Genomic DNA, 12114 nt, shown 5'->3' with positions numbered 1-12114 from the left:
ACGGTTCGCCCTCTCGTCGGGCACACTGCCGACGTGCGCCGTGATGCCCGGACGGCGTGCGCCAAAGGGGGGCCTTGGCGTGACCGCATCGAGCGACAACCGTCGGATCAACCGAAGACCGTGCATGATCAAGGTCTCCGTCCTGTCCGGACAGTGGGCCTTTCCGTGCGACGTGGTGGATCTCAGCCCCACCGGATGTCGTATCCGGATCCCGGAGCATCGATCGCTCGACGACGTGGTGCGGCTCCACTTCCCGCGCCTGCGCGAGGCCGTGATCGCCGACGTGGTCTGGCGCGATGGTCGCTTCGCGGGCCTGCGGTTCCGGCCGAAGCTTGGCCCGGTGCAGATGCTCGACTGAGCCCGTCCGCGCCGGGCGCCAGGGCGATGTCGCCGCCCTCCCGCCCGGCCGGTCTGCTTCGTCCGTCAGCCGCGACGCACCCGCAGGATCTCGCCGGACCAGCGGTCCACGTCCACGGCGAGGTCGCGGCCCCGGCGATCGACGCCGATCACCCGGTAGGAGTTGCGGCGTCCGCGGATCTCGTCGATTTCGCGCATGCCGGCTTCGCGCGCGATCCGGGCGGCCTGCCGCGAGCTGATCTCCCGGCGACGCTCGTAGCGGTCGCGGCGGTCGTAGCGCTCGGAATAGCCGGGCGGAAGCACGCGCACGCCGTCCCGACCGAACTCCACCGTCTGCGCGCCCGCCGGGGCTGCCATGAGAAGCGCCGTCGCGGCTGCGGCGAGAATGCTCCTACGCATGGATACTCTCCTCGTTCGGCCGCGCCGGAAGGGCGGCAGCCTCCCGCGGAAAACGCGCTCGCCAGCGCTGCCGTTCCCACCCGCCGAAGGAGGCCCTGCGCCCGATGGGCGCGGGGCTCGCACCGGCCCGGAGCCTTGTGCAAAATTGACGATGCCGCTCCGCGCGATTCGCCCTGCAGGACGGGGTTCGGCGCCGGACAGGGTGGGGGGACGGCGATGGGATCGGACTGGGCCTACGACTACGTCATCGTCGGTGCCGGCATGTTCGGCGCGACCTTCGCCCGGCTGGCGACCGACGCCGGCCGGCGTTGCCTCGTGGTGGACCGTCGACCGCACATCGGCGGCAACTGCTACACGGAGGAGGTGGAGGGCATCACCGTCCACCGCTACGGGGCGCACATCTTCCACACCAGCGACGACTGGATCTGGTCGTTCGTGAACCGCTTCGTGCGCTTCAACAATTTCGTCAACGCGCCGATGGCCTACGCGGACGGGCGGCTCTACTCGCTGCCCTTCAGCATGCACACCTTCAACCAGCTCTGGGGCGTCACCCGTCCGGACGAGGCGGCGGCCATCATCGACGGCCAGCGGCTGCGCCTCGACCGGGATCCCGCCAACCTGGAGGAGCAGGCGCTGAGCCTCGTCGGGACCGACATCTACCGCCTGCTGATCCAGGGCTATACGCGCAAGCAGTGGATGCGCGAGCCGCGCGACCTGCCGGCCTGGATCATCAAGCGGCTGCCGCTCCGCTTCACCTACAACAACAACTATTTCGCCGACCGCTATCAGGGAATCCCCGAGACCGGCTACACCAGCCTCTTCGACGCTCTTTTGGACGGCGTGGAGGTCCGCCTCGGCGTCGACTTCCTCGCCCATCGCGCCGACCTCCGCTCGCTCGGGCGGACGCTCGTGTTCACCGGGCGGATCGACGAATATTTCGGCTTCGAGCACGGGGAACTGGAGTACCGGACCCTGCGGTTCGACACCCAGGTCCTCCAGACGCCCAACTTCCAGGGTAACGCGGTGATCAACTACTGCGACGCCGACGTGCCTTACACCCGAATCATCGAGCACAAGCATTTCGCCTTCGGTCAGCAGCCGGCGACGGTGGTGACCTATGAGTATCCCGAGCCCTGGTCGCGGTCCGCGGTGCCCTACTATCCGGTGAACGACGCGGAGAACACCCGTCGCTTCAAGCTCTACCAGGAGCGCGGGCGCGACGAGCCCGGCGTCCTTTTCGGGGGGCGGCTCGCCGAATACCGCTACTACGACATGCACCAGGTCATCGGCTCCGCCCGCGCCGCGTTCGAGCGGCACACGCGCGGACCGGGATGGCGGACGGACGACGCCGGCGGAAGGTGAGCGGGCGGTCGCACCCGGGCCCGGCCGGCGGATGCTATTGTAATTAGTTGCAATGTAACGTTTCCATCCGTAAGGTGCAGCTGATCGGGACCGATGGTCTCGACCGCCACTCGGTCCGGATCCACGTCCGAGCCGCAGCAATCCCGAGGTGCCGTCTCTTGTTCCGCCTGTTGGATCGCCTGCTGGGGTCCGCCCGCGCCGCCGCCCGCGACGCAGTTCCGGACCCGGATCGCCATGTCGTCGCGCCCGACGACGCCTCGATCTACGCGGTCGGCGACGTCCATGGCTGCGCCGATCTCCTCCATGCCCTGGAGGCCCGCATCCTGCAGGACGCGCGCGCCCGCCGGACGCGCGCTCTCATCCTCTACCTCGGCGACCTGATCGACCGCGGGCCGGACAGCGCCGCCGTGCTCGATCACCTGAGCGACCAGCCCGACGACGGCGTCGAACGCCTGTGCCTCCTCGGCAACCATGAGGCCATGCTGCTCGATTGGCTGAGCGATCCGGCGGACGACGGATGGCTGGAGCACGGCGGCGGCGAGACGCTGCGGTCGTACGGGGTGCCGGTCGCCTTCCTCCAGGCGGCGTCGGCCCGGCGTCGCGCCGACATCGTCGCCGCCCATCTGCCGAGGGCGCACGTGGACTTCCTGGAGGCGCTGCCGCTGACCGTCCGCACCAGCCGCCACCTGTTCGTCCATGCGGGCGTCCGCCCCGGCGTTCCGCTGGCGGCGCAGACCGAAAGCGACCTCCTCTGGATCCGGGAGCCGTTCCTGAGCCGAAACCACGGCCTCGACCTCCCGGTGGTGCACGGACACACGCCGACGCCCGAACCCACGGTCCTGCGCCATCGCATCGGCATCGACACGGGCGCTTTCGCGACGGGCCGGCTCTGCGCGGTCCGGCTCGTCGGCGACGAACCGCCCGCAATCCTGGGCGTCTCCCGGCGGGCGCCGGCGTCCAGCGCCGCCGACCTCCACCAACGTTCCCATTGACGTCCAGGCGTTGCAGCGGGGTCGCATGCGTCAGGTGCCGACAGACCGGGCCTCCAACCTTTCCCGCCCGGATGTCGACCTCCAGGCCGAACCGGCGGGGAACGAGGTGGACATCCGCCTGCTCCTCGGCACCGTCCGGAGGCAGTCCCGGCTGATCCTCGCGACCCTCGCACTGGTGATGGCGCTCGCCGCGCTCTTCGTGTTCACCCAGGTGCCCGTGTACACGTCCACCGCTCTCGTCTTCGTGGACCCGCGGGTGAAGAACATCCTCGACCCGGAACTCCAGACCAACATGTCGGCGGATGTCGGGCGGGTGGAGAGCGAAGTGGAGATCCTGAGGTCCGACAGCACGCTGCTGGCGGTCCTGTCGGACCTCACGCTGATGACCGATCCGGAATTCGCCCCGAAGCTCGGCCTGCGGGACCAGGTTCTCGTGGTCCTCGGCCTGTCGGACCGAGCCAGCCTCCAGGATGGCGAGCGCGCCGTTCAGAAGGTCCTCGACAGTCTGCGGGAGAGTTTCGTGGTCAGCCGGTTGGGCCGCACCTACCTGATCTCCGTCCAGGCGAGTTCCATCAGCCCCGCGAAGGCGGCCCAACTCGCCAACACCGCCGCCCGGGTCTACATACAACAGCAGATCGACGCCAAGGTGGCGAACGCGCTCGGCGCCCGGGACGCCCTCAACCGGCGTCTCAGCCGGGCCTCCGGGGAGATCGACGCCATCGAGGAGAAGATCGACGGCTTCGTCACCACCAACCTGGAAGCGATCGCCAGCGAGAGCAACCGGGCCGATCTCGTCGCCCTCCGCATGCAGCTGGAGGCCGCGAAGAGCCAGGGCATCCGCGCAGGCAGCCTCAGTTCCGTGCTCGGCCGCTACCAGGAGCAGAAGGACTGGGAGGCGATCGCCCGCGAGCTCAGCTCCGAAGCGGTGAAATCCCTGGAGCAGCAGCGGTCCGCTCTGGTCCGCAGCCTCCAGGCCGCCGGCACGGACACGCCGCAGGCCTTCGACCTTCAGGGACAGCTCGCCAGGATCGAGACCGACCTCGGAAAGCAGGTGTCCGAGGAGATCGAGAAGCTGCGCCTGCAGTCCCAGGTGGCCCAGGAGCAGGAGAACAAGCTTCGCGATCAGCTTCGCGAAACCGTGCTCGCGAACAATCTGCCGACCGAAATGGTGTCGGACCTGTACCGGCTCCAGAAGGAGGCGGACGTCACCCGCGGCCTCTACCAGGATCTGCTCCAGCGCATGCGCGACGCGGAGGCCCAGGCCGACCTGCAGCTCCCGGACAGCCGCATCGTCTCGGTGGCGACCGCGCCCACGCGGCCGAGCGCCCCCAAGATTCAGCTCATCCTGTCGGGCGCCTTCCTGGCGGCGCTCGGGCTCGGCGTCGGCCTCGCCTTCGTGTACGAGAACTTCGTCGGCGGCTTCACCAGCGAGGACCAGCTGGAGGCCGTGTCCGGCGTCCCGGCAATCTCGACCGTGCCTCTCCTCAACGTCGGCGCCAAGGGCGACGAGACCCGCCCGGAGATCGCCTTCGAACTCGTCCGAAGGCCGCTGTCGGCCTACAGCGAATCCATCCGGCGGACCCGGCTCGCGGTGGAGCTGATGACGCGCGCCGGCGACGCGGATCCGAGCGGACGGGGCAAGGCCATCCTGGTGATGGTGGTCTCCGCGGTTCCGGCGGAAGGAAAGACTACCACGGCCGTCGCGCTCGCCCGCGCCTTCGCGATCACCGGCCGGCGGACCGCGCTCATCGACTGCGACCTCCGCCGCCCGGCCGTCGCCGCGGCCGTGGGCGTGGAGCCGTCCACCAGCCTGATCGACTTCCTGTCCCAGGCCGTCGACACCTTAAACTTCCGGGACTTCGTCACCGTCGACGAGGCCACCGGCATGCAGATGATCCTCGGCTCTCGGCCGAACCGGGTGCCGACAGACAGCCTCATCGAGTCCGGCCGGTTCAAGCGCCTGATCAACCTCGTGCGCGATCGCTTCGACGTGGTCGTCCTCGATACGCCGCCCGTGCTTCCGGTCGTCGATTCCCAATATCTGGCGAGCTACGCCGATCTGGCCGTGCTCGTGGTCCGCTACGCCAGCACGTCCCAGCGGGAGGTGCGGGCCGCCGTGTCGGACCTGAGGGCGGCCGGGGGGGACCAGCTCGTCATCGGCGCCGTCCTGAACCAGACCGAGGGCGGTGCCACCGGCTACCGGGGCAAGTACCAGGGCTACTACCACTCGGCCCCGACCTGACGTATCCCTTCCGCGCGCTCAGCGGCGGCGGGACCGGTCGGCTTTCTCGGCCCGGTCGATCACCGCGCCGGCGAGCGCCAGTGCCCCATGGAGAACCGCGCCGAGGCAAGCGTCGAGAAGACGCCCGCCGAGGCTCCGCGGCGTGGGGCGCGCGTCCGGATCGGCCGAGGAGGGCTCGTCGATGGGCGAGGGCGTCGGCATCGGGGCTCCGCGTGGAAGGAGGCTTCGCCGGTCGAAACACCCGGGCAGGCGGGTGTTCCCGCGCGGCCGGATCCTCTCTCGCCTCGAGTGCTTTCCGACCTGACGGAATCGCCGCGTCACAAGAAACCGCTGCGGATTCAGTACGCTGGAGCATTCTCTCGGCGTTCAAGTCGTGCGACTTGATCGGAGAACGGTCTAGCGGAACCAGGGTGAACGGCCGGTTAAGACCGCTCGCCCATCCGCCGTCAGCGGGCCACCACCGGCGCTTTCTCGTCCAGCGCCAGCACGGCCGCCGCGGGCGTCGCGGCCGGCCGGTCGTCCGCCGGGACCGGAGCCGTCACGACGGCGTCGCCCGCCTCGCGCTGCTCCTCCACATAGGCGAGGGCGCCCACCACGTCCCGCGCCCAGACCGGCCAGATGTGATCCCCGTCGGCGATCCGCAGCTCCGCCTGCTCGCCGTTCGCCTTCAGGGCGGTGTAGAACGCCACCGCGCCGCGCCATAGGCCATGGCCGTCGTCGTCTCCGCACGCGATGTAGAAGGCCGGCAGCCGGGCGCTCGCCGCCACCTGCTTCGCCAGAAGGGTGAACACGTTGAGCGCGTTGAACCGCCCTGCGTCGAACGGCGTCCCGAACGCTCCCTCGTAGTGGTCGCCCACGGACGGCAGAATGACCCCGGCCGTCATGGTCGCCTCGTCGAGCCGGTTGAGATAGGTCTCGTTCTGCACCGCCTTCAGGTCGTCCAGGGACCGGCCCGCCAACGCCTGCGGGATGTTCTGCCAGATCGCCCCGGAAAGGCTGGCCGAGACCGCGTAGAGGTCCGGATGGGTGAGCCCCAGCCGCAGCGCCCCGAAGCCGCCCATGGACAGGCCCACCACGGCCCGGCCGGTCCGGTCCGTGCGCACCGGGTAGGCGGCTTCCACGGCCTTGCGCAGGTCCCGCGTCAGGGCCGTCTCGTAGTCGCCGGGGCCGCCGGCCGCCTCGCTGTCCACGTACCAGCTGTTCTCCGCGTCCGGCATGACCACGAGCGCGGGGTCGAGGTCGCCGCCCTTGGCCATCAGCCGGTCGAGCGTCTCCTCGATGGCGCCGAGGTCCACCCACGACCGTTCGTTGCCGTTGTGCCCGTGCAGGAGATAGACCACCGGCCAGCCGCCCACCGGCGGCGCGCCCTCGGGCACGTAGACGGCCGTCGGGAGGGTACGGCCGAGGGCCGGGCTGTCGAAGGCCTTGAACTCGACCACGCCGGCGGACGCGGCCGACGTCCCGGCGACAAGGAGAGCAATGGAGAGCAGGAGATGCCGCATCGTCACCGTCTTGAAAAAAATTGGTTGGAACCTTCGGCCTCGATGCGCGTTTGGCATCCCGGCCGGGCCGAACCGTGTCAAATCGGTGTCTGAGGCGAAATCCGTCCTATTGCGAAGGGCTCCTGTTCCGACGATCCGAAAACTGTCAGGGATGGGCGCGCCGAAGCGTCGGCCGCGTGCCTTTGGCCCGCCGGCAAGCTGGAGCGTGGCTGCGGCCAAGCTGTTGCGATCCTTACCGCTTGCCCGAACCTATGGCCGCCCGGTCACACTCCGGGCGGAAACAGGCAGCCGGGCGGCTGACGATCGCGTGAAACGCCGAGCGGGCCAGGGCGGCCGCCTGGTCACCGGCTCCGCTGTCCGAGCGCCCGGGCGGCGCGCGCCGCCTCCGGCAGGGACAGCGCGAAGGTGACGACCGACGCCACGGTGGCGAGCTGGCAGTAGGCGCAGAGCGCCTTGTTCTCGGCCCACTCCTCCCGCGCGAGCCGGGCGCAGGTGACCACGTCGTAGAGCGCCTTTCCGGCCGTCATCAGCGGCAGGAAAGGCTGCGCCTCGGCCCGGCGCCGACCGCCGGCGGCCGCGAGCGCCGCCGTGACCGCGTAGGTGATCATCATCAGGAAGCCGTCGGGCGTGTCCAGCCGGCGGTAGCCGTAGGCCGAGGCGTCCACCCGCGCGCTGTCGAACGGGCCGACGGGCGGGTCCGGCAGCGTGCGCACCATGCCGGTCTGATAGGCGCCCACCAGGCCGCCGATGGCCGCGCCCAGGATCGAGAGGCCGATCATGCGGCGCCGGTTGGCGAGGTCCTGCCCGGTGCCGAGGCGGAGTTCGCGGCTCAGTTGATTCGGGTCCATGGCCATTCCTTTCCTGGTGTCCGGGCTCACCGGCCGGAGGTGTCCCAGCGCCGCTGGGAGGCGCGGATGCGGCTGCCGTGGGTGGCCGGGTCCGCGTCGGACGGCGGCGGATCCGTGTCCATCGCTTCGTCCGCGTGGCTGGCGCGGCCGGGCAGGAAGTGCTCGAAGCTGCGCACCACCACGAGCAGGACGAGCCCGAACCCGACGCCGAACGCCGCGAGGCTGTACTGACCGGCGCCGGCGGCGATCCCCACCGCCGCCGCGAGCCACACGTTGGCGGCGGACGTGAGGTTCCGAACACTGCCATTGGCGACGAAGATCGCGCCCGCCGCGATGAAGCCGATCGCCTGGGCGAGGCCCTGCACCACGCGGAGCGGGTCGGTGTTCATGCCGCTCGTGTCATGAAACTCCTCCGCCATGATGAGCGCCGAGACGACGATCATGGCCGAACTGGTGCTCACCAGCGCGTGAGTCCTGAGGCCGGCGGAGATGCCGCGAATCTCCCGGTCGATGCCAAGGGCCATGCCGCCCAGCGCCGCGAGCGTCATCCGCAACAGCATCGTCTGCTCGTCCATGTCTGCCTCCGCGTCTCGTCGCGGAGGACTGAACCAGCCGAAGGCGCGCCGGTTCCCTGCCACTTTCCGCACCCTCAGGCTCCCGCGCACGCCCCAATCCCGTTTCGGCCCGACCAGTGCCTTACGGATGACACATCAATGTATCAGCATATTTGCTTGAAGTTAGACGGATGGGAGCCTATTCATGACCGCAGATTTCGGGGCTCGGTCTGACGCCATCCATCGTCGCTTTTGCTTTGCTCCGGTGTGTATAGACGCGAATTGCGAACGGTATTTTCTTAATAGCGCATAATAGAAAGCTTGTACTTGGAGTAGGCATACAGCGGATTGAGCGTGCATTGATGAAGATAACTCACGTGGTGCGGCAGTATCTGCCTCAGGCCGGGGGGCTTGAATTTGCTGTGCATGACCTTGCTGCTGCGCAGGTGAGGGCGGGTCATCGTGTCCGAGTCGTTACCCTTGATAGAAGCTTTGCGGACCCTGATCGAACACTGAGCCGCACCGACACCATCGACGGTGTCGAAGTCGTTCGCGTTCCATTTGTCGGGTCTCGTCGCTATCCGATCGCGCCCGCCATGGTGCGTCACATCGGCGAGCCGGATGTGCTTCATGTGCACGCCATCGACTTCGCGTTCGATTTCTTCGGCCTGATCGGCTTCTTCCGGCGGCTGCCGCTTGTGGTCACCACCCACGGCGGGTTCTTCCACACCGAAAAGTTCGGCCTGCTCAAGAAGGTCTACTTCCAGACCGTCACGCGCCTGATGATCTGCTCCTACAACGCGGTGATCTGCGTCAGCGAGCAGGACCGGGCCACGTTCGACGCGATCCGGACCCACGGCATCATCACCATCCCGAACGGGGTGAACATCGACAAGTTCGTGGACGCCGGCGCCGTCTCCAAGACCAAGACCGCCATCGCGATCAGCCGGTTCTCGCGCAACAAGCGGATGGACCGGATCGTCGAGACGTTCCGGCGCATGGTCGACCTCGACCCGGAATGGCGGCTCGTGATCGTCGGCCGCAACGACGATCTGGACGGCGCCTACGTGCAGTCGCTCGTCGACGGGGCCGGCTTGCGCGACCGGGTCGTGCTCGCGGTCGGATACTCCAACGAGGAGATCCGCACCCTGATGGCGCGCTGCTCGGTCTTCCTCAGCGCGTCCGAATACGAGGGCTTCGGCATCGCCGCCGTGGAGGCCATGGCGGCTGGCCTCTACCCCTTTCTCAACGACATCGCGCCCTACCGGACGCTCGTCGGCAAGACGAACTACGGCAGCATCGTCGACTTCGCGTCGCCGGACGCCGCCGCTCGCCAGATCCTGTCCACCTGGGACTCGATCGACGACTTCACGACCACCCGGTCAGAACTGGAGGCAAGTGCCCGATTGTTTGAGATGAGCGCTGCAGTCAAGCAGGTCGAGACGGTCTACAAGGACGTGCTCGGGATCGAGACCCGAACCCTTCTTGGCGTGAAGATCGCCGCCTTGTCGTCGAACGAGGCGGTGAGCTACATCGACCGGTCCCGCCAGTCCGGCGGTACGCTGAAGGTCTACTTCGCAAACGCCAATTTCCTGAACCTCATCCGAGGCCGCGACGATCGCGAGGCCCTCCTCGCCAACAGCCTGGTGCTGAACGACGGCCTCGGCGTCGACATCGCCAGCAAGCTCCTGTTCGGGTCGCCCTTCCCGGACAATCTGAACGGCACCGACTTCTGCCCGACCTATCTCCAGGCGACGCCGCGGCGCCTGCGGATCTTCCTCCTCGGCGGCAAGCCGGGCGTCGCCGCCCTGGCGGCGGAGACGCTCAAGAAGCGCTTCCCGCGTCACGAGATCGTCGGCGTCCGGGACGGCTTCTTCAACCCGGCGGAGAACGCCGCCGTGGTCGATGACATCCGCCGCTCCGGGGCCGACACCTTGCTCTGCGGCATGGGCAACCTGAAGCAGGAGGACTGGCTGTCGCAGAACGCGGACGCCACCGGCTGCGCGGTCGCCTTCGCGGTCGGCGCCTTCCTGGACTTCGCCTCCGAGAACAAGCCCCGCGCGCCCGAATGGCTGCGCCGGAACCGTCTGGAGTGGCTGTTCCGGATGACCCTGGAACCCCGGCGTCTCTGCCGGCGCTATCTCATCGACGGAGTGGCGTTCCTGTTCCGGGTGTTCAACCAGTACATGAGCGGCCAGCGCATCTGATGGCCGCCTCGGCGTCGGGCCGCCGGTCCGACGCCATCGGGAACCGGACCGCTTTTGTCGGACTTGTCTGGGACACCTGGGGCGTCGACGCTCCCGTTCCGGCCTTGAGGAGGCTCCCATTCAACTGATCCAAGCCGCAGCGGCGCCTCAGCTGATCAATCCGGAGGCCGAGGCCTTCTATGTGACGGCCCTGAAGCAGCTCACCGACATGGGGCTGCCCTTCCTGCTTGCCGGCACTTATGCGGTCAGCGCCTACACCGGCATCACGCGGTCCACCAAGGACCTCGACGTGTTCTGCAAGGCCGGCGACTACCCGCGCATCCTGTCGAATTTCCAGGATCTCGGCTACGCGGTGACGATCGAGGACGAGCGCTGGCTCGGCAAGGTGCACAAGGGCGAACTCTTCTTCGACGTCATCTTCGCCTCGTCGAACGGCACCATGCCGGTCAACGACGCCTGGTTCGAGGACGCGCGCCAGATCGAACTGTTCGGCAGCACGGTCCGGATCGTCGGGCCGACCGAGTTGATCTGGTCCAAGGCCTTCATCCAGCTCCGGCACCGCTACGACGGGGCGGACATCGTCCACGTGATCCTGAAGCAGCACGACGCGATCGACTGGCACCGGCTGCTGAACTACATGGAGCTGCACTGGGAAGTGCTGCTCACCCATCTCCTCAACTTCCGCTGGATCTATCCGACCGAGCGCGACCGCGTTCCGCGCTGGTTGATGGACGAACTGCTCGACCGCCTCCGCCACCAGATGTCGCTGCCGCCGCCGGACATGAAGGTCTGCCGCGGGCGGATGCTGTCCCGCGTGGACTATGCGATCGCCGTGGACGAGTGGGGCTTCGCGGACGTTGGTGGTGAAGGAGAATGGCGCAATGGTTGAACTGGCGGCTGTCGATGGTGACCTCGCTCCGAAGCGCAAACTGAAGATCGCGGCCATCGGCGACATACACGTCAAGGAGACCAGCGATCTCGGTCCGGTCCGCGACCTCTTCGCCGAGGTGTCCAAGGAGGCGGACGTGCTCGTCCTCTGCGGCGACCTGACCGACACAGGCTCGCCCAAGGAGGCGGACCGGCTGGCGGAGCAGTTCCGCGCCTGCTCCATCCCGATGGTGGGCGTGCTCGGCAACCACGACCACGAGGCCGGCAAGGTGGAGGAGGTGCGCACCATTCTCTGCCATGCCGGACTGAAGCTCCTGGAGGGCTCCAGCACGGAGATCGACGGGGTGGGCTTCGTCGGCACCAAGGGCTTCGCCGGCGGGTTCGGCACGCGCATGCTCGGCAGCTTCGGCGAAGCGGCGATCAAGAACTTCGTCGCCGAGGCCATGCATGAGGCGATGCAGCTGGAGATCGCCATGCGCGGCGTGCGGGCCGAGCGCTCGCTGGTGGTGCTCCACTACGCGCCGATCCAGGAGACCGTGGAGGGCGAGCCGCCGGAGATCTTCCCCTTCCTGGGCTCCTCCCGGCTCGCCGAGACCATCGACCGCTTCAAGGTCGACGCCATCGTGCACGGCCACGCCCATCGGGGGCGCTTCGAGGGCCGCACGCCCCGCGGGCACGCGGTCTACAACGTGGCGAGCCATATCGAGAAGCCGACCGGTCGCCCCTACGCCCTTCTGGAGATCTGACCCGCCCCGCGCCGGGT

Annotated in this window: 12 protein-coding genes; 7 read left to right on the top strand and 5 right to left on the bottom strand. The window is 68.4% G+C overall.

The annotated features are described in order from the left end of the window. The first annotated feature begins 43 nt into the window (after positions 1–43). Positions 44–358, top strand: coding sequence for a PilZ domain-containing protein (locus HND91_RS06470; protein ID WP_281379039.1), 315 nt, complete (start codon positions 44–46; stop codon positions 356–358). Positions 359–423: 65 nt separating this feature from the next. Here the strand turns inward: HND91_RS06470 and HND91_RS06465 are convergent, their stop codons facing one another. After that, the gene (locus tag HND91_RS06465) at positions 424–756 is read right to left on the bottom strand and encodes a PepSY domain-containing protein (protein ID WP_181705737.1); all 333 of its coding nucleotides are present in this window, start codon (positions 754–756) and stop codon (positions 424–426) included. A gap of 216 nt (positions 757–972) precedes the next feature. On the opposite strand from HND91_RS06465, the gene glf reads away from it, so the two are divergent. From glf to HND91_RS06450, 3 genes are all read left to right on the top strand, one after another. Then, the gene (gene glf, locus HND91_RS06460) at positions 973–2118 is read left to right on the top strand and encodes a UDP-galactopyranose mutase (protein ID WP_181705736.1); all 1146 of its coding nucleotides are present in this window, start codon (positions 973–975) and stop codon (positions 2116–2118) included. 158 nt (positions 2119–2276) lie between these two features. Next, positions 2277–3110: a metallophosphoesterase family protein gene (locus HND91_RS06455; protein WP_210272615.1), complete on the top strand. Its 834-nt coding sequence runs from the start codon at positions 2277–2279 to the stop codon at positions 3108–3110. A gap of 25 nt (positions 3111–3135) precedes the next feature. Beyond that, positions 3136–5352 (top strand): GumC family protein, encoded by a 2217-nt coding sequence (locus HND91_RS06450; protein ID WP_181705735.1) that lies wholly within the window; start codon positions 3136–3138, stop codon positions 5350–5352. A gap of 18 nt (positions 5353–5370) precedes the next feature. Here the strand turns inward: HND91_RS06450 and HND91_RS06445 are convergent, their stop codons facing one another. From HND91_RS06445 to HND91_RS06430, 4 genes are all read right to left on the bottom strand, one after another. Beyond that, a complete protein-coding gene (locus HND91_RS06445) occupies positions 5371–5553 on the bottom strand; it encodes a hypothetical protein (RefSeq protein ID WP_181705734.1) in 183 nt (60 codons plus the stop codon). Positions 5554–5798: 245 nt separating this feature from the next. Continuing rightward, a complete protein-coding gene (locus HND91_RS06440) occupies positions 5799–6854 on the bottom strand; it encodes an alpha/beta hydrolase (protein WP_181705733.1) in 1056 nt (351 codons plus the stop codon). Positions 6855–7195: 341 nt separating this feature from the next. After that, the gene (locus HND91_RS06435) at positions 7196–7702 is read right to left on the bottom strand and encodes a vitamin K epoxide reductase family protein (RefSeq protein ID WP_181705732.1); all 507 of its coding nucleotides are present in this window, start codon (positions 7700–7702) and stop codon (positions 7196–7198) included. 26 nt (positions 7703–7728) lie between these two features. After that, positions 7729–8277: an MgtC/SapB family protein gene (locus HND91_RS06430; RefSeq protein ID WP_181705731.1), complete on the bottom strand. Its 549-nt coding sequence runs from the start codon at positions 8275–8277 to the stop codon at positions 7729–7731. 341 nt (positions 8278–8618) lie between these two features. Here HND91_RS06430 and HND91_RS06425 point away from each other — a divergent pair, with 341 nt between their 5' ends. The 3 genes from HND91_RS06425 to HND91_RS06415 all read left to right on the top strand — a co-directional run bounded on the left by HND91_RS06425 (position 8619) and on the right by HND91_RS06415 (position 12097). Further along, a complete protein-coding gene (locus HND91_RS06425) occupies positions 8619–10463 on the top strand; it encodes a WecB/TagA/CpsF family glycosyltransferase (RefSeq protein ID WP_181705730.1) in 1845 nt (614 codons plus the stop codon). A 181-nt stretch (positions 10464–10644) separates the two neighbouring features. Next, a complete protein-coding gene (locus HND91_RS06420; RefSeq protein WP_425485424.1) occupies positions 10645–11352 on the top strand; it encodes a nucleotidyltransferase family protein in 708 nt (235 codons plus the stop codon). Further along, positions 11345–12097, top strand: a complete 753-nt coding sequence (locus HND91_RS06415; RefSeq protein WP_181705729.1) for a metallophosphoesterase family protein — start codon at positions 11345–11347, stop codon at positions 12095–12097. Before HND91_RS06420 ends, HND91_RS06415 begins: the two co-directional genes overlap by 8 nt. Positions 12098–12114 lie beyond the last annotated feature (17 nt).

Origin of the sequence: Chthonobacter rhizosphaerae, assembly GCF_013839525.1 — a bacterium.
GTDB classification, from domain to species: Bacteria; Pseudomonadota; Alphaproteobacteria; order Rhizobiales; family Pleomorphomonadaceae; genus Chthonobacter; species Chthonobacter rhizosphaerae.
Note: the sequence above shows the minus strand (reverse complement) of the source record. Positions and strands in the feature narration are given on the sequence as shown.